The sequence below is a fragment of the Paraburkholderia sp. BL25I1N1 genome (genome assembly GCF_003002025.1).
Lineage (GTDB): Bacteria > Pseudomonadota > Gammaproteobacteria > Burkholderiales > Burkholderiaceae > Paraburkholderia.
Genome location: NZ_PVZB01000011.1, coordinates 110929 through 132592, shown reverse-complemented (window position 1 = coordinate 132592; position 21664 = coordinate 110929). Strand labels below are relative to the sequence as shown.

Here is a 21664-nt window from a genome sequence, read left to right as displayed (position 1 = left end):
CAGAAAAAAAACGATCGGTCTGCGGCGAAAACGTCGAACTTTCCTGAGAATTTTGACCCAAATCAGGCACTTAACGGCCCCAAAGAAGGGGAAACAGGTATAATTGCGGGCTCCCTAAATCGAAACCTTCGATGGTTGGGTTGTTCACTGCTTTCACGTCTTCACGGGAGTGGGAATGTCCAATCTGAGCAATGCATTGCAGTTGCGGTCTGTCCACAGCCAGCTGCCAGTCACGGCTTACTTTGACGAAGCGCTTTTAACGCGCGAAATCGAAACCCTTTTCAAGAAAGGTCCTCGTTACATCGGCCACGATCTCATGGTGCCCGAAGCGGGGAATTATTTTGCTTTGCCCAGCGAGAGCGAAGGGCGTGTGCTCGTCCGTAACCAGCAGTCGCAAGTCGAACTGCTGTCGAACGTGTGCCGCCACCGGCAAGCCATCATGCTCAACGGCCGCGGCCAGACGGAGAACATCGTCTGCCCCCTGCATCGCTGGACGTACGATCTGCACGGCGAACTCCTCGGTGCACCCCATTTCGCTGACAACCCCTGCCTGAATCTCGGCGCCACGTCGTTGCAGAACTGGCAAGGTCTGCTGTTCGAAGCGCAGGGACGTGACGTCGCGCGCGATCTGGCGCGGCTCGGCACGAAGGACCACTTCGATTTTTCGGGCTTCATGTTCGATCACGTCGAAGTGCACGAGTGCAACTACAACTGGAAGACCTTTATCGAGGTCTATCTGGAGGATTACCACGTCGCGCCGTTCCATCCGGGCCTCGGCAGTTTCGTCAATTGCGACGATCTGACGTGGGAGTTCGGCGAGTGGTACAGCGTGCAGACGGTCGGCGTGCACAAGGATCTGGAGCAGCCGGGCAGCCCCACGTACCGCAAGTGGCACGACGAGGTGCTGCGCTTCCGTGGAGGGAACCCGCCCGAATTCGGCGCGATCTGGATGGTCTACTACCCGGGCATCATGATCGAGTGGTATCCGCACGTGTTGGTGGTCTCATGGCTGATTCCGCGCGGCCCGCAGAAAACTACGAACGTGGTGGAGTTCTATTACCCTGAGGAAATCGCACTGTTCGAGCGCGAGTTCGTCGAAGCCGAGCGCGCCGCCTACATGGAAACGGCCCGCGAAGACGACGAGATCGCCGAACGCATGGACGCCGGCCGCCGCGCGCTGATGAATCGCGGCGAATCGCAGGTCGGCCCGTATCAGAGCCCGATGGAAGACGGTATGCAGCACTTCCACGAATTCTTGCGGCGTGAACTCGGTACGATCTGATCGGCTGAGTCAGCACCAGATTCTTCTGGCTGCAATAACGCATGGAAAGACGGGCTTCGGTCCGTCTTTTTTTGTTTAGACTAACGACATAAGCCGGCCATCCGCTGGTGGCAGAAAGTCGCCGCCAGCGGAGCCGCCATTGCCCGCATCGAGCTTTGCATGGGACGCGAGTAAACGCTAAAGCGATAGATCGGGTCCACAGGAGACGTCATGCCGCACACTCACTACACCACTCTGATTTCCGCCACCAATCTCGCGGAACGGCTTGCCGCCGCGCCGGGCAGCGTGTTCGTCATCGATTGCCGGTTCGATCTGGCCGATACGGAAGCGGGCGAAAAAGCCTATCTGGCCGGGCATCTGCCGGGCGCGCATTACCTGCATCTGGATCGCGACCTGTCGGGGCCGAAGAACGGTCACAATGGCCGCCATCCGTTGCCGGATCGCGCGCGGCTGGTGGAGACGCTGGAATCGCGCGGCCTGAAGCAGGGCCAGCAGGTCGTCGCGTATGACGCGCAAGGCGGCATGTACGCCGCCCGTGCGTGGTGGCTGCTGCGCTGGCTCGGTCACGACGCTGTCGCGCTGCTCGACGGCGGCCTCCAGGCATGGGAAATCGGCGGTTATCCGCTGACGCAGGACGCACCGGCTCAGAACACGGGCGACTTCAAAGCAGGCGCTCCGCTGTCCGTTACGGTCGATGCGCAAACGGTCGAACGCAATCTGGGTTCGAAGGAACGCGTGGTGGTCGACGCGCGCGCGGCCGACCGTTATCGCGGCGAGAACGAGACGCTGGACCGTGTCGGCGGCCACATTCCGGGCGCGCTCAATCGCTTCTTTAAAGACAACCTCACCGCCGACGGCCGCTTCAAGCCGGCTCACACGTTGCGCGAGGAATACCACGCGCTGCTCGCCGACACGCCGCCGGAGCACGTGGTCCTGCAATGCGGCTCGGGCGTGACGGCATGCGTGAATGCCCTGGCGATGGAAGTCGCCGGCCTGCACGGCGCGGCGTTGTACGCGGGCTCGTGGAGCGAGTGGAGTTCGGACCCGAAGCGGCCCATTGCGACAGGCGCAAATCCTTGAGCGCCGCAGCGAACACCACAGCACGCCATTAGCAAAAGGCCGTTGCCGCCCGAAAGCGGCAACGGCCTTTTTTATCGCAAGCGAGGAAGCGCGGGCCTGCTGGCCGCCTTAAATCGCAATCGCAGCCACCCCATGCTGTTTGAACCACGCCAGCGCACGGCGCCAGCCGTCTTCCGCGTCGGCCTTCCTGTAGCTCGGCCGGTAGTCCGCGAAAAACGCGTGACCCGCATCGTTATACACAACGAACTGCGAACCGCGTCCCGCTTGCGGACCTTGCGCGATAGCCTGCTTCATCTGTTCGAGCGTCCCCTGCGGGATGCTCTGATCCTGCAATCCGTAAAGCCCCAGCACCGGCGCGCGAAGCTGCGCGACCTGATCCAGCGGATTCTCCGGCATCATCGCGTTTTTTGCGCCCGTTACCCGCCCATACCAGGCAACCCCGGCCTTTAGCCCCGGGTTATGTTCGGCGTACAACCACGCCATCCGCCCGCCCCAGCAGAACCCGTTCACCCCCAGCCGGTTCAGATCGCCGCCATGTTCGCCAGCCCAGGCAGCGGTCGCGTCGAGATCGCGCATCACCTGATCGTCCGGCACTTTGCTGACCAATTGCTCGTTCAGTTGCTGCATGCTCGTATAAACCGTCGGATCGCCCTGCCGTTCATACAGATTCGGCGCGATCGCGAGATAACCCTGTTTGGCGAAGCGCCGGCACACGTCGGCGATATGTTCGTGCACGCCGAAAATCTCGTGCACGACAATGATCACCGGCAGGTGCGTCTTGCCCTTCGGCTGCGCGCGATAGGCCGGCACCAGCGTGTCGCCGGAGCGCACCGCCACTTCGCCGGCTTCGAGGCCGTCGCTATCGGTATGAATGGTTTGCGCCGAGACCGGCAGCACGGCGGCGGCGAAGCCAGTGCCGAGCGCAGCCTTGATGAAGGTACGCCGGTTGAAGGGGACGTGCGGGACCAGGCTGTCGATGTCGGGTTGCAGCATGCGGCGCTCCTCGGTTGAACGTTGGAGGCAACAGGATACGCCTGACACGCATCCTGTTGCAGATGCAACGTTCCCGAGCAACGGCCGGGCGAATTAGCGCACGTCAGCGCGCCTCAGTGCAGCTTGACCCGCGGCAGCGTGGTACGGCGCAACCAGTGAGCAAACGTATCGAGCACCATTCGCGCGTAGCCATGCAGCGCGGCGATATGCAGCCGGTACAGCGACATGTACATGAAGCGGGCGAACAGCCCTTCGATCAGCATATTGCCGCCGATCACCCCACCCATCAGATTCCCGACCGCGCTGAAATGCCCAAGCGACACCAGCGACCCGAAGTCTCGATAGGTGAACTCCGGCAGCGGTTTGTTTTCGAGCCGTGCCGCCAGCGCCTTCATCAGGAAGCTCGCCTGCTGGTGCGCCGCCTGCGCGCGCGGCGGCACGTTGCGCTCGTTGCCCGGCCACGGACAAGCGGCACAATCGCCGAGCGCGAAGACGTTGTCGTCGGTTTCTGTTTGCAGCGTACGGCGCACGATGAGCTGCCCCAGCCGGTTGACCGGCAAGCCGTCGAGCTCGCTCAAAATCGCCGGCGCCTTGATGCCGGCCGCCCACACCGTCAAGTCGGCGCGCACGGTTTTGCCGCTCGCGGTGCGGATCATGCCGGGCGCGACTTCGGCCACGGTCTCGCCGATCATCAACTTCACGCCGAGCTTGGTGAGCAGCTCGGCCGTGGCCGTCGAAACGCGCTCCTGCAAAGCCGGCAGAATGCGCGGCCCCGCTTCGATCAACACAATGCCAACATCATGCCGCGGATCGAGCTTGTGCAGACCGTAGGCGGATAGCACCTGCGCCGTGTTGCGCAATTCCGCCGACAGTTCCACGCCCGTCGCGCCGCCGCCGACAATCGCCACCTGAATGCGCGGCTCGCTGGGCGCGCCGGCGTCCGGCGCTGCTTCGACGGGTTCATGCACCTGATGCTCGGCGCGCATGCAGGCCGCGATCAGACGTTTGCGAAAACGCTCGGCCTGACTAACCGTGTCGAGTGCGAGGGAAAATTCAGGCGCGCCTTTCACACCGAAGAATGCGGTCGTGCTGCCGATCGCGACGATCAGCGTGTCGTATTCGAGCTCGCGTTCGGGCAGCAGCTCGGCGCCGTCATCGTCGAGCACGGTGCCGAGCGTGAGGCGCCTGTTCGCGCGGTCCAGCCCGGTCAGGTCGCCCTGCTGAAATTCGAAGCCGTGCCAACGCGCTTGCGCCGCATACTCCAGCTCCTGCGTGAACGGGTCCATGCTGCCCGCCGCCACTTCATGCAGGAGCGGCTTCCAGATATGTGTGGGGTTGCGGTCGACGAGCGTGACCTGCGCCTGCACACCACCTTTGTTCTTATGGGGTGCATAGCGATCGCCCAAACGCGTCGCCAGCTCCAATCCCCCCGCGCCTCCGCCAACGACGATAAAACGATGCATGGAACTCTCCGTATTTGCCGATGGGTTATGCGTCGTGCGGCGCACACGAGAATCACATGGGCGCCGTCTTTCAGCGATTGTCCGCGAGCAGCACGGGTTGTCACAAGCCATCAATACGCATGTGTGACATGCGCACGACGATATCGCGTCCCGTCACACGCACGTCAATGCGCTTCTTCCCAGTTCAGGCCGGCGCCCACTTCGGCGACCAGCGGCACTTTCAGGTCGGCGACACCGCACATCAACTCGGGCAGGCGCTTGCGAACATCGGACAATTCCGCGTCCGGTACTTCGAGAATCAATTCATCGTGCACCTGCATGATCATGCGCGTGCCGATGTTCGACGCTTCGAGCCAATTCTGCACCGCGATCATCGAGAGCTTGATCAGATCGGCGGCCGTGCCTTGCATGGGCGCGTTGATCGCGGCGCGCTCGGCCGCCTGACGGCGCGGACCATTGCCGCCGTTGATCTCCGGCAGCCACAGGCGGCGGCCGAACACCGTCTCGACATAACCCTTGGCCTTCGCGCTCACGCGCGTTTCGTCCATATACCGCGCCACGCCGGGATAACGCGCGAAATAGCGGTCGATATAAAGCTTGGCTGCGTCGCGCGTGATGCCGAGGTTCGCGGCGAGACCGAACGAACTCATGCCGTAGATCAGGCCAAAATTAATGACCTTGGCCACGCGACGCTGATCGTTCGACACTTCGAGCGGCGTCACGCTGAAAATCTCCGCGGCCGTGGCGCGGTGAATGTCTTCGCCCTGCGAGAACGCGCGCAGCAGCGATTCGTCGCCGGAAATGTGCGCCATGATGCGCAATTCGATCTGCGAATAATCCGCCGAGACCAGCTTGTGTCCGGGCGGTGCGATAAACGCTTCGCGAATACGGCGGCCTTCGCCGGTGCGCACGGGAATGTTCTGCAGGTTCGGATCGTTCGATGCGAGGCGCCCCGTGACCGCCACGGCCTGCGCATAGTTCGTATGCACGCGGCCCGTGGTGGCGTTGACCATGCGCGGCAGCTTGTCGGTGTAGGTGGACTTCAGCTTCGACAAGCCGCGGTGTTCGAGCAGAATCTTCGGCAGCGGATAGTCTTCGGCGAGCTTCTGCAGCACTTCTTCGTCCGTGGAAGGCGCACCGCTCGGCGTCTTCTTGACCACCGGCAACTCCAGCTTCTCGAAGAATATCTGCCCGATCTGCTTCGGCGAACCCAGGTTGAATTCGCCGCCGGCCAGCACATACGCTTCGCTTTCCAACTGGATCAGACGCGTGGCAATTTCGCTGCTTTGCTGGCGCAGTTTCTCCGCGTCGATCAGCACGCCAGTGCGCTCCATCTTGCGCAGCACACGCGAGGTCGGCAGTTCGATCGCGCGATACACGTACTCAAGGGTCTTCTCGGCAGTCACTTGCGGATACAGCGCCTGGTGCAGCCGCAAGGTGATGTCGGCGTCTTCCGCCGCGTATTCGGCGGCCTTGTCCAACGCGACTTCGTCAAAGCCGATCTGCCCGGCGCCCTTGCCCGCGACCTCTTCGTACTTGATCGTCTTCACGCCGAGATGGCGCAGCGCGAGGCTGTCCATATCATGCGTGCGATGCGATTCGACCACGTACGATTGCAGTAGCGTGTCGTGTTCGACACCGCGCATTTCAATGCCGTAGTTCGCCAGCACCTGCTCGTCGTACTTGAGATGCTGACCGACCTTCTTGTGCTCGGCGCTTTCGAGCCACCGCTTGAGCCTGGCGAGGACTTCGTCGCGCGGCAATTGCACGGGCGCGTCCGGGCCGCGATGCGCGAGCGGCACATACGCCGCGCGGCCGGCTTCGACCGACAACGACAGCCCCACGATCTGAGCAGTCATGGGATCGAGCGAGGTGGTTTCCGTATCGAACGAGGTCAACTCGGCCGCATTGATCTTCTCGAGCCACGCGTCGAATTGTTCCCACGTCTGCACGGTGTCGTAGTGCCGCTCGTGATCCACGGACAAAGCCGGCGGCACATCCGTTTCCGGGCCTTCCACGGCATCCGCGATTTCCACTTCGCGCAACCACGTCTTGAAGCCGTGGCGCGTGAACACCTCGCGCAGTTCCTCGCGCGATTCCGGCCGGCTTTGCAGGCTTTCCTCGATCGACACGATATGGTCGGTCATGTCGCAGTTGCGCTCCACGGTGACGAGTTTCCTCGCCATTGGCAGAAAATCGAGCGCTCTGCGCAGATTGTCTCCTACCGCACCTTTTATTTCGTCAGCATGTGCGACGATGCCATCTAGCGAATCGAATTGCGTCAGCCATTTGATCGCTGTTTTCGGCCCGCATTTCTCGACGCCGGGCACGTTGTCGACGGTATCGCCGATCAACGACAGGTAGTCGACAATGCGCTCCGGCGGCACGCCGAACTTGGCGAGCACGCCGGCGCGGTCGAGCGTTTCGTTAGTCATCGTATTGATGAGGGTGACATGATCCGACACAAGCTGCGCCAGATCCTTGTCACCCGTCGACACGATCACATTCATGCCACGCTTTTCCGCTTCCGTGCTGAGGGTGCCGATGACGTCGTCGGCCTCGACGCCGTCTATCATCAGCAAAGGCCAGCCGAGCGCGCGCACGGCCACATGAATCGGCTCGATCTGGCGCGACAGGTCGTCCGGCATCGACGGACGGTTCGCCTTATAGTCGGGATACCAGTCGTCGCGAAACGTTTTGCCCTTGGCGTCGAACACGCACGCGCTATACTCTGCTGTGACTTCCTTGCGCATGCGCCGCAGCATGTTGATCATCCCGTAGAGCGCTCCCGTCGGATTACCGTCGGGGCTGCGCAGATCCGGCATCGCATGGTAGGCCCGGTACAGATAACTCGAACCGTCGACCAATAGCAGGGTCTTACCTTCAAGGCTTCGTTCTTCAGGCATTATGACTAAGAGAAAAGTGATTCCGAGTCTGCGATCACTCGCAGATCAAGAGCGCGCAACGGCCAAAAAGGCCCGCGCATCGTGGCAGATGTTCACGATTATGGCAGAGTTTATCGAGGCGACCGAGTACCTCTCGGAGATTCGTCCGGCTGTCAGCATCTATGGTTCAGCGCGCCTGAAACCGAACTCACCCTACTACAAACTGGCCACGCAAATCGCGCGCAAGCTTTCGGATGCCGGCTTCGCCGTGATCTCGGGCGGCGGCCCGGGCATCATGGAAGCGGCCAACAAGGGCGCGCATGCGGGCAAGGCGCCTTCGGTCGGTCTGAACATCGAATTGCCGCACGAGCAGTCGGGCAATCAGTGGCAAGACATCTCGTTGCGCTTCCGCCATTTCTTCACGCGCAAAGTCACGTTCGTGAAGAACTCGGACGCGGTGATCGTCATGCCCGGCGGCTTCGGCACGCTGGACGAACTCGCCGAAGTGCTCACGCTGATCCAGACCAAGAAGTCGCGCCATGTGCCGATCATCCTGGTGGGTGCCGAGTTCTGGGAAGGCCTGCTCGCGTGGTTCAAGAACTCGCTCACACCCATGGGCCTGATCAATCCGACCGACATGGACCTCATGCAGGTCATCGACGATCCGGACCAGGTGCTCGAAGCGGTGCTGAAGTTCTATGAAGACCGCGAAGAAACCGAGCCGCAGCCGACCAAGTCGGACGAAGACCGGATGTTCTATCTGTGAGGCTGCGCGCTTCGCGCCATGGCGCGAAATGATGCACGCAGCGGTGTGGATATGCAGATCCTAACGGGCAGCCTCAAGGCTGCCCGTTTCCATTTGATCGAACTGATCGCCTTGCGCTTGCAGCCATTCGCAGAACTGGCTCACGAGCGGCGCCTCCGCGGCCTCGCGCCTCGCCACCCACCAGTAGCCGCGCGCATCGATACGCGGAGCCGCCAGCGGCATCACGAGCCGTCCCGAAGTTAGCTCATCCGCCAGCATAGGCACTGGGCCCAGCGCCACGCCGAGGCCGTCCACCGCAGCCTGCAAGGCCAGATAGAAGTGATCGAACGACTGTTTTTTGCGGCATTTCGCCGTCACGCCAGCCGCTGCTAACCAGTTGCGCCAGGCATCGGGCCGTGTGTCGGAGTGCAGCAGCACGTGCCGCGCGAGATCGTCGGCAACCTTGATCGGCGAGCGCTGCAGCAACGCGGGGCTGCACACCGGGATCTCGGTCTCGCCGAGAAAATGGCTGCTCACGCAATTGGGCCAATGCGCGGGACCACGCCGCACGGCAACGTCGAAAGCGTCCAGCGTCTCGACGGGTGCATTCGAGGTTGCCAGTCGCAACTCCACGTTCGGCACCTTGCGCTGGAACTGATGCAGCCGCGGCAGCAGCCATTTCATCGCGAAGGTAGGCAACGCATTTACGCGCAGCACATGGACGACACCGGTGTCGCGCAATTGATCCGTGGCGTGCGCGATGCTGTCGAATGCAGCCTGGACGGTGGACAGGTAGCGGCGTCCGTCGTCGGTCAAACGCACGCGTTTGCCGCGACGCTGAAACACCTGCACGCCGAGCCATGTTTCGAAAGCCGCGACTTGCCGGCTGATTGCACCGTGCGTCACATGCAATTCGTTCGCTGCCGCGGTGAAGCTCTCATGCCGCGCCGCAGCTTCGAATGCGCGCAACGCGGGAAACGGAGGAAGATTACGGGCCATGCTTGTGATTCTAGATCACAAAGCGGTGCTCAAAAATCGTTTTGCTTGAGGCCGGTTCGGCGCTAACCTCCTGAGCTTGAACTGGAAGCTAACCGATATGGACCACGATCTGACCTCGTCCGAGCCCGCGCTTGCGCCTACGCCCACCTTGCGGGAAATCTTCGGCGGCTTTCTCGGCCTCGGGCTGATCTCCTTTGGCGGCGCACTGCCGCTGGCGCGTCGGGCGCTGGTCGAGCAACGCCGCTGGCTCAGCGCCGACGAATTCGCCGACTTGCTGGGCCTCTGCCAGTTTTTGCCGGGCGGCAATGTGATCAACCTTTCGGTGGCAATGGGCATGCGCTTTCGCGGCGTGCCGGGCGCGCTGGCCGGTCTGCTTGGACTGATCGCGGGACCGTCGCTGGTGGTGATCGGCCTCGGCGTGCTGTACGAACACACGCAAAACGACCCGCACGTTCGTCATCTGTTTGCCGGTCTGGCGGCCGCCGCGGCTGGCCTGTTGATCTCGATGGCCCTGAAAATCGTGCTGCCGCTGCGGCGTAGCCCAATGGCCGCGCTCATCGCGGCACTCGGCTTCATTGCAATTGCGATCATGCGGCTGCCGCTTCTGCCCACCATGCTGGTGCTGACGCCGCTCAGCATCTACATCGCATCGAGAAGCGCACGATGAACGACACGCTCATTTCCCTCGCCGTTATTTTCAGTCAGCTTTCGCTGCTCGCGTTCGGCGGCGGCAATACGATTCTTCCGGAGATGCAGCGGCAGGTGGTGGATGTGCATCATTGGATGCCGGCCAGCGAATTCAGCGCGCTGTTCGCGCTCGCGCAGGCCGCGCCGGGGCCGAATCTGATGATCGTCACGCTGATCGGTTGGCATGTGGCCGGTTGGGCCGGCATGCTGGTAACGTCGGTGGCGAAGTTCGGGCCGTCGTCGCTGGTGACGATCCTCGCGATGCATGCGTGGGAGCGCTTCAAGGACCGCCCGTGGCGGCGCTATGCGCAGCTGGGACTGGTGCCGGTGACCGCCGGCATCATCGCGGCGAGCGCTGCGCTGATTGCCGAAGCGTCGAATCCAACCGCCATTGCCTGGGCGATTACGGCGTTCACCGCTGTCATGGCGATGACCACGCGCATCCATCCGCTGTGGCTTCTCGCAGCCGGCAGTCTGATCGGCTTAACCGGCTTCGGGCAGTTTTGACTTTGATCGGGCAAGAGCGAGCCGATGTGGCGCTCGCCCTTGCTCGCAAAAAACACGCTCACTGAAACGCGACTTCCGCAAAGCTGCGCAACTTGCGGCTATGCAAACGATGCAGGCCGTTCATCCGCAATAGCTCCATCGCCTTCACGCCGATCTGCAGATGCTGATCGACCTGTGCGCGATAGAACTGATCGGCCATGCCGGGCAGCTTCAATTCGCCATGCAAGGGCTTATCCGACACGCACAGCAAGGTGCCGTAAGGCACACGGAAACGGAAACCGTTCGCGGCAATCGTCGCGCTCTCCATATCGAGCGCAACCGCCCGGCTTTGCGAGAGCCGCTGCACCGGCTCGCGATGATCGCGCAACTCCCAGTTGCGGTTGTCCACACTCGCCACCGTGCCCGTGCGCATCACGCGCTTCAGTTCGACGCCGTCCAGCTGCGTGACCTGCGCGACCGCGCGCTCCAGCGCCACCTGCACTTCGGCGAGCGCCGGAATCGGCACCCACAGCGGCAAGTCGTCGTCGAGCACGTGGTCCTCGCGCACATAGCCGTGCGCCAGCACATAGTCGCCGAGACGCTGCGTGTTGCGCAGTCCCGCGCAGTGGCCGAGCATGATCCACGCATGCGGACGCAGCACGGCGATGTGATCGGTGATGGTCTTCGCGTTCGACGGTCCAACGCCGATGTTGATCATCGTGATGCCGCTGCCGTCGGCGCGCTTCAGGTGATACGCGGGCATCTGCGGTAGACGCGGCGGCGCCGTGCCTTCCTGTTCCTGCTCGCCGAGATTCGCGTTGTACGTGACCACGTCGCCCGGCTCGACAAACGACGTGTATTCGCTGCGATAGGCGCGCAGTTCTTCGTCGTCGGTATGGGCCATCATCGTGCGGCCGAGTTTGACGAACTCGTCGATATAGAACTGGTAGTTCGTGTACAGCACGTAGTTCTGGCAGTGAGTGGGCGAGGTCGCCGTGTAGTGCTTCAGCCGATGCAGCGAGAAATCGACCCGCGCCGCCGTGAACAGCGCAAGCGGATGCGGCTCGCCCGGCAGCGGTTCATACGTACCGTTGACGATGCGGTCGTCGAGCAGCGCCAGGTCCGGCGTGTCGAACACGTCGCGCATCAGGAACAGGCGCTCGCGATCCAGATCGCCTTCGAGGTGGATGCCCTCGGCGAAAGCGAAATGAATTGGAATCGGCTGGTCCGACACGCCGACTTCGATCTGCACGTGATGGTTTTTGGCCAGCAGGCGCAATTGCTCGCGATAGTAGTTGCCGAACAGATCGGGCCGCGTGACGGTCGTCTCGAACACGCCCGGACCCGCGACGAAACCATATGAACGGCGCGAGTCGATATGCGTGTTGACCTCGGTGCACACCCGCACGAACGGATAGCAGGCGCGTACCCGGCGTTCGAACAACTCGTTGCGGCGATAGCGCGCGAAGGCGTCGCGCAGAAACGAAGTGTTCGCTTCGTAGATCGCCGAGAGACGGGTGACGGCCTCGGTCGCGTCGTCGAAGGATTCGGTTGGGAAGCTGTTGGCGGGAGTCTGCACCGCGCGTTGATTGGTATCGTTGTTCATCTTCATTCGCCTCTAATGATGAGGCCACATTACCACGGAACCGTTGCTCGCCAAATCACCTGACGGTGTTGCAACACACGTTGCGGCAGCGCCCGCAAGTTTGCGCGCACGCCGCGCGAAAGCGGCGCAAAATAAGGCGGTCGCGCCCGAGGAGCAGGTGGGATTTGCTAGAATCGGGGCACCATATTGGAGAATCACCATGAAGCCGCTCCTTCCCGTCGCCGTTGCACTGGCCTTCGCCTTTGGCAACGCCGCGATGGCTGCCCAGCCTGTCGACGATACACCGGCTCCCGGCGTGCCTCAGTCCGCCAACGAACGGGCCGGTCTGCCCGACCTGGAGAAGATCAATCGTCCGGCTGCCGAGGTCAGTTCGAAGGTCGAAATCAACGTCCCGCGCACGCCGAGCTTCTACGAACGCAGCGCAAACGGCACCGAAATCACCGAGTATCGCGACAAAGGCAAGCCTGTCGAAATCAACGTGCATTCGAACCTCGGCACGCGCTATCAAATGAGCGCGCCGCTCGACACGTCGCCCTCCGTGCGCGACAACGGCCGCGCAAGCACGCGTTTGCCGTCGGTGCACCTGACCTATTGACGCATGCCGGGGCGGCGCCCCGGTGTGGGCCGCCGCCCGGATCCGCGCGCCGGCAAGACGCCGTCTCGAGCCTCAGACTGCCCGGTCGGCCACCTTGGCGGTCAGGCATTGAAAATACCGCCGCGCTTCACGGCGCCGCAAGAACGCTTTCCCGATACCGCATTTGCCGCACATCGCACTGGCCGAATCGCGCCAGCCCGACCAACCTGATCCGACGTTTCCCGCATGGCTGTCTTCACCGCTGTCACCGAACCCCAACTTGCAGAATGGATGAGCCATTACGATCTCGGCGACGTCGTCGAATTTCGCGGCATTTCCTCCGGTATTGAGAACAGCAACTTCTTCCTGACGACGACGCGCGGCGAATACGTCCTCACGATTTTCGAAAAGCTGACGGCCGAACAGCTGCCGTTCTATCTCGACCTCATGCGGCATCTGGCCGCGCACCGCGTACCGGTGCCGGACCCCATGCCGCGCGAAGACGGCGCGCTGTTCGGCACCTTGCATGGCAAGCCCGCGGCCATCGTGACCAAGCTCGAAGGCACGCCGGAACTGGCGCCGGGTGTCGAGCACTGCATCGAAGTCGGGCAAATGCTGGCGCGCATGCACCTGGCGGGACGCGACTACACGGGGTATCAGCCGAATCTGCGCAGCCTGCCGTGGTGGCAGGAAACCGTGCCGACCATCCTGCCGTTTCTGGAAGGCGAGCAACGCGATCTGCTGTCCTCCGAACTGGCGCATCAGGAAGCTTTCTTCGCCTCCGCCGACTACGCCGCGCTGCCCGAAGGCCCGTGCCACGCCGATCTGTTCCGCGACAACGCCATGTTCGCGCACGCCGCGCCGGAGACAGGCCACGAAGTGCGCCTCGGCGGATTCTTCGACTTCTATTTCGCCGGCTGCGACAAATGGCTGTTCGACGTGGCGGTGACGGTCAACGACTGGTGCGTCGACCTCGCCACCGGTAAGCTCGACGACGCGCGCACCGAAGCCATGCTGCGCGCCTACCAGACCGTGCGCCCCTTCACCGCCGAAGAAAACCGCCATTGGGGCGACATGCTGCGAGCGGGCGCGTACCGTTTCTGGGTCTCGCGCCTGTATGATTTTTATTTGCCGCGCGCGGCCGAATTGCTCAAACCGCACGACCCCGGCCATTTCGAGCGCATTCTGCGCGAACGCCTGACCGGCGTTGCACTTCCAGGCATTCATACCTCATGCAACTGATCGAAGTCCCCGCGAAAGCCGGCTATGTGTGGTTCCGGCAGGGTATCTGGCTGTTCCGCAAGAACCCGCTCGCGTTCCTGACGCTGTTCTTCACCTATCTGCTGGTGATGACGCTCGTGGCGCAGATTCCGGTGGTCGGCGGTGTGTTGCCGCTGGCCTTCATTCCGGGCGTCGCGGTCGGCTTCATGGCGGCGTGCCGCAACACGATCGCCGGCAAACCGGTGTTCCCTACCATTCTGGTGGACGGTTTTCACTCGTACGGCCCGGTGGTCGCCAAGCGGCTGCTGGTGCTCGGCGTGCTCTACGTCGTCGCGATGGCATTGGTGCTGGCCGCCTCAGCGCTCGCGGACGGCGGCATGCTGCTGAAGGTCATGCTCGGCGCCGCCACGATGGATCAGGACGCGATCGCCAACAGCAATATCCCGCTGGCGGTGATTACGGCTTTCGTGGTCTACATTCCAATGGCGATGATTTTCTGGTTCTCGCCCATTCTCGCCGCGTGGCATGACGTGCCGCCCGTCAAGGCGATGTTCTTCAGTCTCGTCAGTTGCTGGCGCAACCGCGGCGCGTTCATCGTGTTCGGCGCGCTGTGGTTCGCGGTGGCGATGACGGTGTCGCTCGGCTTGTCCGCGCTGATGCAGGCGCTCGGCGCGGGCGACTTCGCGTTCGCCATCCTGATGCCCGCCACGATGATCGTCACGACCATGCTTTACTGCTCGTTCTACGCGACCTATCGCGGCTGCTTCGGCGTGCAAACGCCCGAAGCACCGGACTTGCCGACCACGCCGGCGGCCTGATTCCGTTCTGACGCGGGCGCTGCTCCGGCGCCCGCGCCGCGCTCGCGGCGGCGCCTGCCCTCGCCGTTCCCTGCATCTTCAAACTGCACTCGTCAACCTGCGTCGATTTGCGGCACAATGGTTTGCGCGCAATCCATTTGCACGCTCTTTTTATACGAGATGCATCATGACCCAGCGCCCCGCTTTGCCCTTTACGCTCGACGAGCAACTCTGTTTCGCCCTCTACTCGACCTCACTTGCCATGACCAAGGCATACAAGCCGCTGTTGGACAAGCTGGGCCTCACGTATCCGCAATATCTCGCCATGCTGGTGCTGTGGGAGAGCGACGACGTCACGGTCAAGGACATGGCCGCGCGTCTGAACCTCGATTCGGCGACGGTCACGCCGCTGCTTAAACGCCTCGAAACTCAAGGACTGCTGGAGCGGGTACGCGGTGTCGAGGATGAGCGTCTCGTGTACATCCGGCTCACCAAAGCCGGCTCGGCACTCAAGCGCCAGGCGCGCGAAGTGCCCGCGGAAATCTTCTGCGCGACCCAGCAGACGCCCGAATTTCTGCTGCGTTTGCGCGACGACCTGACTCGCCTGCGCGCCACCCTCAACGATTACATGGACCACTAGCCGGTTCGCTGCAAAACGCGCGCTATCGCTGCGATGCGAAAATTCATTTGCACACAAATGATTTGTGTACTATCTTACTCACATGCCGCTGCGACAGCGCTCCGCCAGAACGGCGGGCTCAGCAAAGAGCGGCAAATTGGCAGATCCTGACAACCCAGACAAAGGAGCAGCACCATGAACATCCTCTACAAAGCAAGCGCAACGAGCACCGGTGGCCGCGACGGCCGTGCAGTGTCGTCGGACAATGCATTGGACGTGAAGCTGGCGGCACCGCGTGAATTGGGCGGCACGGGCGCAGCGGGCACGAATCCGGAACAGCTCTTTGCTGCAGGCTACTCGGCGTGTTTCCTGAGCGCCATGAAGTTCGTCGCCGGACAGAAGAAGCAGACCCTGCCGGCTGACACGCAAGTCACGGCGGAAGTCGGCATCGGCCCGAACGACAAGGGCGGCTTCGCACTCGACATCGACCTGCGCGTCTCGCTGCCGGGTCTGGACGCCGGCGCGGCGAAGGAACTGGTCGACGCGGCGCATCAGGTCTGCCCGTACTCGAACGCCACTCGCAACAACGTCGACGTCCGCTTGCAAATCGCCTGAGCGACGGATTCGATGCATCGTTAGAGAATCGCTCGAGCGGCGCGGAAAACTGCGCAGCTCGTCACGAACAGCGCCCGCACCCTGCACAATAGGGGCGGGCGCTGTGTCGTTCGCGGACGCGGCATGCAATGTGCAATGCAGGTCCACAGCGCAGCCGGCAAGAGCGCCGCCCTCCACATTGTTTTCACTATCCACGTTCCAGATGACACGCGTCCGACGCTTGAACGACTCTTTCGACACCGGGCTGGTGTGGTTTCGCCGCGACCTGCGCAGCACGGACAACGCCGCGCTCTACTACGCCCTCAAACATTGCCAGCGCGTGTGGTGCGTATTCGTGTTCGATACGACGATCCTGCAGCCGCTGATCGACGCCTGGCAGGCTCGTCATCCGGACACGCAGCCCCAGGATCGCCGCGTCGAGTCGATTCTCGCGGCGGTGGGTGAACTGGACGAAGCATTACGTGCCAACGGCGGCGGCCTGATCGTGCTGCACGGCGACCCTACGCACCTCGTGCCGAAGCTCGCCGACGAACTTCGCGTGGACGCGGTTTTCGCGAATCACGATTACGAACCGGTCGCGATTGCGCGCGACGAGACGGTCCGCGAGACGCTTACCGGAGCAAGACGCCAATGGCTGAGTTTCAAGGATCAGGTGATTTTCGAGCGCGACGAGGTACTCACTGGGCAGAACAAGCCGTTCACGGTGTTCACGCCCTACAAGAACGCGTGGCTCAAGCAGCTGACAGCTTTCGATCTGAAGCCGTATCCGGTGGAAACGTACGAGAAACATCTGGCGGCAGTGCCTTCAAAGCTCAATCGCCGTTTGCCGACGCTAGACCAGCTCGGCTTTGCGCCGAGCAACCTCGCTGAACTGGATCTGCCCACTGGCATGAGCGGCGCGCAGCGCCTGCTCGACGATTTCGCGACGCGCATCGACAGCTACAAGGACCGGCGCGATTTTCCCGCTGTCAAAGGCCCGAGCTATCTGTCGATGCATCTGCGCTTTGGCACGGTCTCGATCCGCACGCTCGCGCGCCTCGCCCACGAGATGTCGCTGCAACCCGACGGGGAAGGTTCGGCGACGTGGCTGTCGGAACTGATCTGGCGAGACTTCTACTTCATGATCCTGGCGCATCATCCGCGGCTCGCGAGCGGCGCGTCGTTCAAGGAAGAGTACGACCGGCTGCGCTGGGAGCAAGGCCCGGAAGCCGACGAGGCGTTCGCCGCATGGTGCGACGGCCGCACCGGCTACCCGCTCGTCGACGCGGCGATGCTGCAGCTGAACCGCACCGGCTATATGCACAACCGCCTGAGGATGGTGACAGCGAGTTTTCTGGTCAAGGATCTCGGCGTGGACTGGCGGCTTGGCGAGCGGTACTTCGCCGAACAGTTGAACGACTTCGATTTCTCGGCAAATAACGGCGGCTGGCAATGGGCGGCGTCGACAGGATGCGACGCACAGCCTTACTTCCGCATCTTCAATCCGATCACGCAGTCCGAAAAATTCGACGCCGAAGGACGCTTTATTAAGCGGTATCTGCCCCAGCTCGCGAAGCTGCCGTCGAAGTGGATTCATGCGCCGTGGCTGGCGGGCGGCGAAAAGCTCGCGGAGTTCGGCGTGACATTGGGCAAGGACTATCCGGCACCGATCGTCGACCATGCCGAGGCGCGGGCGCGCACGCTGGCGCGTTTCGGCAAGTGAGCACACGCTTACGTCGACGGCCTGAGCATAGCGATCGTTTTATGGCTGGTGCAGTTGCTGTTCAACGCAGCTTGGATGTGGCCATTCTTCGGCCTGCATCGACCGGACGTGGCGCTGACCGATATTCTGATGGTGCGGATATTGATTGTCGCGCTGACATTTGCATTCTGGCGACGAGACCGCTGGGCAGGCGGACTATTGATGCCTTACGTGGCTTGGGTGTGGCTTGGGTGGCGTTCGCCGCGGTGTTGAATCACGCGTTGTGGCAATTGAATCCGGCTGTCTGAGCGCTTGCAACGATTTGCGACAGCTTGGGCGCCTCACCCCCGAACACCGGCGTTGCATCCACGCCGATGCTTTAACTAACGCAGCTTAGTGCTGGGTCATCCACGACGGTTGGCGAACGTTCGCCTCACGGTCCAGCTTACGCATACGGAATTCCAGATCATACAGATCCGTTGCTTCAGCGAGGAAAGCGTCAGCGCGTTCTTTCGCGAGTTGATCGGGCGATTTGGTCAGAAACAGAAACAGGCGGCTAAGCAGGTACATGGTCAACCTCGACAATGAGTTTAGGCGTTAACGCCTAAGGGATAACCCTCATTATAGGGAAAACCCTAGGAACATGCCAGCACTCATTTCGAAGTGTTGCAACGAGATCACCGCGCCGCCGCCGAGGCCGCTGCGGCATCGGCTTCCGCGATACGGCCGACGCCCGTGCGGCGCTGGTGCTTGAAGAATTCCCACACCATCGCGCTTGCGTCGGGACCTTTGGCGGAATGAAACGGCACGGCGTCGTCGCCGCCGCTCCAGGCATGGGCAAGCCCTTGCACGCGGCACAGCCGGACCACACGCCGTCCGCCGCGAAGATAATCGCGCATGACCACGCCACCCTTGCGGTCTTCGCGGACTTCGCCGGATTTGCGCGCGCCGTTCTGGTCGACGATGCGGTTCAGGCGGAGAAACTGCACCGCCAGTTGGTCGGCATTGACCGGCGAGACCACATGGTCGGCGTCGCCGTGGATGATGATGGCCGGCATGCCGGGGTAACGCGCCACGTCGGCGGTTTCGTCGACCAGTTCGGCCGGCTCGCGACGCGCGCCCCGCCGCATGACGTCCATCGCCGTAATGCCGGAACGCGCCTCGCCAAAAGCAGGGCCGGAATGCAGCGCGACCGCCGCGAAATGCTCCGGATGATTGAGGGCGAGCAGCGCCGTCAGGCCGGCGCCAGCGGAGATTCCGGCGACATACACGCGCTCGCCGTCGAACCCGTGCTGGGCGACCAGCGCGTCCACCAGCGAGACCACCGCGCGTGCTTCGGCGCCGCCGGCGCTTTCGCCCGCGTCGTACCAATGCCAGCAGCGGTGCGAGTGCACGTGCTTCGACTGTTCCGGATAGACCACGGCAAAGCCGAAGCGGTCGGCCAGCACGTTCATCCGCGTGCCTTCGGCGAATTCTTCGATCGACTGCGTGCAGCCGTGCAACATCACCACTAGCGGCATGGCCTCGAGTGCGTGGCCCGTCGGGACATACAAGCCGTACTGAAGGTGATTGACGAGCCGGCCGGGCGCGGCAGGCGCCGAGTGGAACGAGCGCGTCCACGACCCGCTCGCCCATGCCGAGGCGCGCGGACGCACCCGCGATTCACGAGCCATGGCGCGCGGCGCCTCGCGTTTGGCGGGCGCGCGCACGACCGCGGCCGGCTTGATCGGGCGAACTTTGGTGGACGGCTTACTAGTGGCGGGTCGCGCCGGTCGCGTCGTGGTGCGCTTGGTAGTCTTGCGGGCGTGCTCAGTCTGGATCGCGAGCAGGCGCTTGAGACCGCGCAGCCAGATTTTCGATAGACTTTTTGCCATTGGCAGAAAAACCTCGCAAAAAGGGACAGGGTCCGTCCGGTGGAACGGTACTTTGTTGTGCAATGCACAATAACACCAATCCCCATGCAATGCTGGAACCTCGGAGTACTATCCGGGACCCCAATTTCCGCTCGGCGAACCTTGTGGCGAGGCCAGCGTCAAAGCTCGGCGAAGGCTCGTTCGCTGCCCGGCCGCCGCCCGCTTGTCGCATTGTTTGCCACTTGTCAGCCGAATGTTTGCCGCCTGTTCGCCAGCGAACTCCCTGCGACAGAAAAGTCTCACGCGCAGCGCAACCGCCCTGCAGCACCCGTCTATACTGGCGGTTGATTTTGCGGCACGGACTTTGCCGCGCCGGCCGCGTCGGCGATTTGCGCCGTTCGTGCGTTAACTCATCACCAATCCGATTCTACGCGGCCTTGGTCGCCCTTTTGCCATGCCCGATTTAGCTCCCCACCTTTGGTATTCGATCACCAGCCTCGGCAGCGCCGGCATGACGCTGCCGCTCGCGTTCGCCATCGCGTTATGGCTGGCGGTCGGCTACACGTGGCGCATGGCGGCCGGTTGGCTGCTGCTGCTCGGCGCGGCCATCGGCATCGTGACGGTGACGAAGCTGGCGTTTCTCGGCTGGGGTGTCGGCGTGCGCGAACTGGATTTCACCGGCGTAAGCGGTCACGCCATGCTGTCCACTGCCGTTTATCCGGTCGTTCTGTTCCTTATGCTCTTGCCGACTCGGCCGGTCATCCGGCTGGCCGGCGTGCTGCTCGGCCTTGCGGCGGGGATCGCGGTGGGTTTGTCGCGCGTGGTGCTGAGCGCCCACTCGCCATCTGAAGCCATTACCGGCTGTCTGACCGGTGCCGTAACGGCGCTGGTGTTCGTCCGACTCGCCTGGCATGCAGAGCCGGGCCGGCTGTCGGCGCTGCCCGTCGCCGTCAGCATGATGGTCCTCGCGGTGCTGGCGCACGGCGTGCACGTGCCGACGCAGCGCTGGGTCACGCACATCGCGCTGAAAGTGTCCGGTCATGACCGGCCGTTCATTCGCGCAAAGTGGAAGGCTGTGCGCGACGTCCGTCCCGCCATGGCGCCGCTGTCGCAAACGCTCAACACGCTGGCGCCGCCGCATTCGTCCGACATCTGAATCGTCTCCCGTTGTTTGACATACCGCTTCATGCGCGGGGCTGAATAATTGTCATAGGTCACCGTTATAACCTTGCATATATTACGATAGCGTTTTAACCCCGCCGATCCGGTTCACGCCGGACTTCCAAGTCTTCATGACACTCTCCCGCCGGCTTCTAAAGCAAGCGTTGTTCATCGCCAGCGCCGTCTCCGTCGCCATTAGCGCCAATGCGCGCGCCGACGAACTGGTGGTCTCAGCCGCCGCCAGCCTGACCAACGCCTTCAAGGCGGTCAGCGAAGTGTTCGAGCAGCAGCATCCGGGCACCAAGGTGCTGTTGAACTTCGGCGCCTCCGACGTGCTGATGCAACAGATCGTCAAGGGAGCGCCCGCCGACGTGTTCGCGTCCGCGGATCAAAAAGCCATGGACAAGGCCGCCGCCGAAAAAGTGATCGTGCCGGGCACGCGTAAGGACTTCGCCGCCAATTCACTGGTGCTGATCGTGCCGACCAACAGCCATTTCGCGCCGACCAGGCTCGACGATCTGACGTCGGCGAATGTGAAGCGCGTGGCGTACGGCGATCCGGAGTCCGTGCCGGTCGGCCGCTACACGCAGGGCGCGCTGCAGGCTGCCGGCGTGTGGGATGCCGTGAGCGCGAAGGCCGTGCTGGCGTCGAACGTCCGTCAAAGCCTCGACTACGTATCGCGCGGCGAAGTCGACGCCGGCTTCGTGTTCAGCACCGACGCTGCCGTCATGCCGGACAAGGTTAAGGTCGCGCTGAACGTGCCGACGCAAACGCCGATCACCTATCCGATCGCGCAAGTGGAAGGCAGCCGCCATGCCGCGGACGCGCAAGCGTTCATGAACTTCGTGCTGTCGCCCGGCGGTCAGGCCGTGCTCGCCAAGCACGGTTTCAAACCCGCGCACTAACTTCACCAGACG

Annotated in this window: 22 protein-coding genes; 14 read left to right on the top strand and 8 right to left on the bottom strand. The window is 62.7% G+C overall.

What is annotated here, in order from left to right; translation table 11 throughout:
- Positions 1-175: 175 nt before the first annotated feature.
- Positions 176-1282 (top strand): aromatic ring-hydroxylating dioxygenase subunit alpha, encoded by a 1107-nt coding sequence (locus B0G73_RS17960; RefSeq protein ID WP_106282660.1) that lies wholly within the window; start codon positions 176-178, stop codon positions 1280-1282.
- A gap of 210 nt (positions 1283-1492) precedes the next feature.
- Positions 1493-2362 (top strand): sulfurtransferase, encoded by an 870-nt coding sequence (locus B0G73_RS17955; RefSeq protein ID WP_106282659.1) that lies wholly within the window; start codon positions 1493-1495, stop codon positions 2360-2362.
- Between the two features lie 108 nt (positions 2363-2470).
- Here the strand turns inward: B0G73_RS17955 and B0G73_RS17950 are convergent, their stop codons facing one another.
- The 3 genes from B0G73_RS17950 to polA all read right to left on the bottom strand — a co-directional run bounded on the left by B0G73_RS17950 (position 2471) and on the right by polA (position 7724).
- Complete coding sequence (locus B0G73_RS17950; protein ID WP_106282658.1) at positions 2471-3355, bottom strand: dienelactone hydrolase family protein; 885 nt, start codon at positions 3353-3355, stop codon at positions 2471-2473.
- A 113-nt stretch (positions 3356-3468) separates the two neighbouring features.
- On the bottom strand, positions 3469-4818 hold the full coding sequence (locus B0G73_RS17945; RefSeq protein WP_106282657.1) for an NAD(P)/FAD-dependent oxidoreductase: 1350 nt from the start codon (positions 4816-4818) through the stop codon (positions 3469-3471).
- Between the two features lie 164 nt (positions 4819-4982).
- Positions 4983-7724: a DNA polymerase I gene (polA, locus tag B0G73_RS17940; protein WP_106282656.1), complete on the bottom strand. Its 2742-nt coding sequence runs from the start codon at positions 7722-7724 to the stop codon at positions 4983-4985.
- A 1-nt stretch (position 7725) separates the two neighbouring features.
- Between polA and B0G73_RS17935 the strand changes: the two genes are divergently transcribed.
- Positions 7726-8469 carry a TIGR00730 family Rossman fold protein gene (locus B0G73_RS17935; protein WP_106282655.1) on the top strand — a complete coding sequence of 248 codons (744 nt, stop codon included), beginning with the start codon at positions 7726-7728 and terminating at the stop codon, positions 8467-8469.
- Positions 8470-8529: 60 nt separating this feature from the next.
- Here the strand turns inward: B0G73_RS17935 and B0G73_RS17930 are convergent, their stop codons facing one another.
- Complete coding sequence (locus B0G73_RS17930; RefSeq protein WP_106282654.1) at positions 8530-9447, bottom strand: transcriptional regulator GcvA; 918 nt, start codon at positions 9445-9447, stop codon at positions 8530-8532.
- A 97-nt stretch (positions 9448-9544) separates the two neighbouring features.
- On the opposite strand from B0G73_RS17930, the gene B0G73_RS17925 reads away from it, so the two are divergent.
- Both B0G73_RS17925 and B0G73_RS17920 read left to right on the top strand, forming a co-directional pair.
- Complete coding sequence (locus B0G73_RS17925; protein WP_106282653.1) at positions 9545-10114, top strand: chromate transporter; 570 nt, start codon at positions 9545-9547, stop codon at positions 10112-10114.
- Entirely contained in the window at positions 10111-10641 is a 531-nt protein-coding gene (locus B0G73_RS17920) for a chromate transporter (RefSeq protein WP_106282652.1), read from the top strand. The genes B0G73_RS17925 and B0G73_RS17920 overlap by 4 nt, the downstream gene beginning before the upstream one ends.
- Before the next feature lie 58 nt (positions 10642-10699).
- Here the strand turns inward: B0G73_RS17920 and B0G73_RS17915 are convergent, their stop codons facing one another.
- Positions 10700-12226: an AMP nucleosidase gene (locus B0G73_RS17915; RefSeq protein ID WP_012428586.1), complete on the bottom strand. Its 1527-nt coding sequence runs from the start codon at positions 12224-12226 to the stop codon at positions 10700-10702.
- A 199-nt stretch (positions 12227-12425) separates the two neighbouring features.
- Here B0G73_RS17915 and B0G73_RS17910 point away from each other — a divergent pair, with 199 nt between their 5' ends.
- Positions 12426-12821 (top strand): hypothetical protein, encoded by a 396-nt coding sequence (locus tag B0G73_RS17910; protein ID WP_012428587.1) that lies wholly within the window; start codon positions 12426-12428, stop codon positions 12819-12821.
- Positions 12822-12893: 72 nt separating this feature from the next.
- On the opposite strand, the gene B0G73_RS40515 is transcribed toward B0G73_RS17910, so the two are convergent.
- Positions 12894-13100, bottom strand: coding sequence for a hypothetical protein (locus B0G73_RS40515; RefSeq protein WP_181196581.1), 207 nt, complete (start codon positions 13098-13100; stop codon positions 12894-12896).
- Between B0G73_RS40515 and B0G73_RS17905 the strand changes: the two genes are divergently transcribed.
- The 6 genes from B0G73_RS17905 (at position 13047) to B0G73_RS17880 (ending at position 18006) form a co-directional block, all read left to right on the top strand.
- A complete protein-coding gene (locus tag B0G73_RS17905) occupies positions 13047-14042 on the top strand; it encodes a homoserine kinase (protein ID WP_106282651.1) in 996 nt (331 codons plus the stop codon). The genes B0G73_RS40515 and B0G73_RS17905 overlap by 54 nt on opposite strands.
- Entirely contained in the window at positions 14033-14839 is an 807-nt protein-coding gene (locus tag B0G73_RS17900) for a BPSS1780 family membrane protein (protein WP_106282650.1), read from the top strand. Before B0G73_RS17905 ends, B0G73_RS17900 begins: the two co-directional genes overlap by 10 nt.
- A 166-nt stretch (positions 14840-15005) precedes the next feature.
- Positions 15006-15458 carry a MarR family winged helix-turn-helix transcriptional regulator gene (locus B0G73_RS17895; RefSeq protein ID WP_012428590.1) on the top strand — a complete coding sequence of 151 codons (453 nt, stop codon included), beginning with the start codon at positions 15006-15008 and terminating at the stop codon, positions 15456-15458.
- 174 nt (positions 15459-15632) lie between these two features.
- The gene (locus tag B0G73_RS17890) at positions 15633-16052 is read left to right on the top strand and encodes an organic hydroperoxide resistance protein (protein ID WP_106282649.1); all 420 of its coding nucleotides are present in this window, start codon (positions 15633-15635) and stop codon (positions 16050-16052) included.
- A 202-nt stretch (positions 16053-16254) separates the two neighbouring features.
- Positions 16255-17754: a deoxyribodipyrimidine photo-lyase gene (locus B0G73_RS17885; protein WP_106282648.1), complete on the top strand. Its 1500-nt coding sequence runs from the start codon at positions 16255-16257 to the stop codon at positions 17752-17754.
- Between the two features lie 75 nt (positions 17755-17829).
- On the top strand, positions 17830-18006 hold the full coding sequence (locus B0G73_RS17880) for a tryptophan-rich sensory protein (RefSeq protein ID WP_258193351.1): 177 nt from the start codon (positions 17830-17832) through the stop codon (positions 18004-18006).
- Between the two features lie 120 nt (positions 18007-18126).
- Here the strand turns inward: B0G73_RS17880 and B0G73_RS17875 are convergent, their stop codons facing one another.
- Both B0G73_RS17875 and B0G73_RS17870 read right to left on the bottom strand, forming a co-directional pair.
- Entirely contained in the window at positions 18127-18303 is a 177-nt protein-coding gene (locus tag B0G73_RS17875) for a DUF3563 family protein (RefSeq protein WP_095422103.1), read from the bottom strand.
- A gap of 107 nt (positions 18304-18410) precedes the next feature.
- Complete coding sequence (locus tag B0G73_RS17870) at positions 18411-19607, bottom strand: PHB depolymerase family esterase (RefSeq protein WP_106282647.1); 1197 nt, start codon at positions 19605-19607, stop codon at positions 18411-18413.
- A 433-nt stretch (positions 19608-20040) separates the two neighbouring features.
- Here B0G73_RS17870 and B0G73_RS17865 point away from each other — a divergent pair, with 433 nt between their 5' ends.
- Positions 20041-20742, top strand: coding sequence for a phosphatase PAP2 family protein (locus tag B0G73_RS17865; RefSeq protein WP_106282646.1), 702 nt, complete (start codon positions 20041-20043; stop codon positions 20740-20742).
- 136 nt (positions 20743-20878) lie between these two features.
- Complete coding sequence (modA, locus tag B0G73_RS17860; RefSeq protein WP_106282645.1) at positions 20879-21652, top strand: molybdate ABC transporter substrate-binding protein; 774 nt, start codon at positions 20879-20881, stop codon at positions 21650-21652.
- The last annotated feature ends 12 nt before the right edge of the window (positions 21653-21664 follow it).

Bases quoted from the DNA above. Each gene is read 5' to 3' on its own strand.
- B0G73_RS17890 (WP_106282649.1), top strand. From the start codon at position 15,633: ATGAACATCCTCTACAAAGCAAGCGCAACGAGCACCGGTGGCCGCGAC.
- modA (WP_106282645.1), top strand. From the start codon at position 20,879: ATGACACTCTCCCGCCGGCTTCTAAAGCAAGCGTTGTTCATCGCCAGC.
- B0G73_RS17870 (WP_106282647.1), bottom strand. From the start codon at position 19,607: ATGGCAAAAAGTCTATCGAAAATCTGGCTGCGCGGTCTCAAGCGCCTG.
- B0G73_RS17880 (WP_258193351.1), top strand. From the start codon at position 17,830: ATGTGGCCATTCTTCGGCCTGCATCGACCGGACGTGGCGCTGACCGAT.
- B0G73_RS17935 (WP_106282655.1), top strand. From the start codon at position 7,726: ATGACTAAGAGAAAAGTGATTCCGAGTCTGCGATCACTCGCAGATCAA.
- B0G73_RS17915 (WP_012428586.1), bottom strand. From the start codon at position 12,226: ATGAACAACGATACCAATCAACGCGCGGTGCAGACTCCCGCCAACAGC.
- B0G73_RS17930 (WP_106282654.1), bottom strand. From the start codon at position 9,447: ATGGCCCGTAATCTTCCTCCGTTTCCCGCGTTGCGCGCATTCGAAGCT.
- B0G73_RS17950 (WP_106282658.1), bottom strand. From the start codon at position 3,355: ATGCTGCAACCCGACATCGACAGCCTGGTCCCGCACGTCCCCTTCAAC.
- B0G73_RS17900 (WP_106282650.1), top strand. From the start codon at position 14,033: ATGCAACTGATCGAAGTCCCCGCGAAAGCCGGCTATGTGTGGTTCCGG.
- B0G73_RS17875 (WP_095422103.1), bottom strand. From the start codon at position 18,303: ATGTACCTGCTTAGCCGCCTGTTTCTGTTTCTGACCAAATCGCCCGAT.
- B0G73_RS17865 (WP_106282646.1), top strand. From the start codon at position 20,041: ATGCCCGATTTAGCTCCCCACCTTTGGTATTCGATCACCAGCCTCGGC.
- B0G73_RS17910 (WP_012428587.1), top strand. From the start codon at position 12,426: ATGAAGCCGCTCCTTCCCGTCGCCGTTGCACTGGCCTTCGCCTTTGGC.
- B0G73_RS17945 (WP_106282657.1), bottom strand. From the start codon at position 4,818: ATGCATCGTTTTATCGTCGTTGGCGGAGGCGCGGGGGGATTGGAGCTG.
- B0G73_RS17925 (WP_106282653.1), top strand. From the start codon at position 9,545: ATGGACCACGATCTGACCTCGTCCGAGCCCGCGCTTGCGCCTACGCCC.
- polA (WP_106282656.1), bottom strand. From the start codon at position 7,724: ATGCCTGAAGAACGAAGCCTTGAAGGTAAGACCCTGCTATTGGTCGAC.
- B0G73_RS17920 (WP_106282652.1), top strand. From the start codon at position 10,111: ATGAACGACACGCTCATTTCCCTCGCCGTTATTTTCAGTCAGCTTTCG.
- B0G73_RS17955 (WP_106282659.1), top strand. From the start codon at position 1,493: ATGCCGCACACTCACTACACCACTCTGATTTCCGCCACCAATCTCGCG.
- B0G73_RS17905 (WP_106282651.1), top strand. From the start codon at position 13,047: ATGGCTGTCTTCACCGCTGTCACCGAACCCCAACTTGCAGAATGGATG.
- B0G73_RS40515 (WP_181196581.1), bottom strand. From the start codon at position 13,100: ATGGCTCATCCATTCTGCAAGTTGGGGTTCGGTGACAGCGGTGAAGAC.
- B0G73_RS17960 (WP_106282660.1), top strand. From the start codon at position 176: ATGTCCAATCTGAGCAATGCATTGCAGTTGCGGTCTGTCCACAGCCAG.
- B0G73_RS17885 (WP_106282648.1), top strand. From the start codon at position 16,255: ATGACACGCGTCCGACGCTTGAACGACTCTTTCGACACCGGGCTGGTG.
- B0G73_RS17895 (WP_012428590.1), top strand. From the start codon at position 15,006: ATGACCCAGCGCCCCGCTTTGCCCTTTACGCTCGACGAGCAACTCTGT.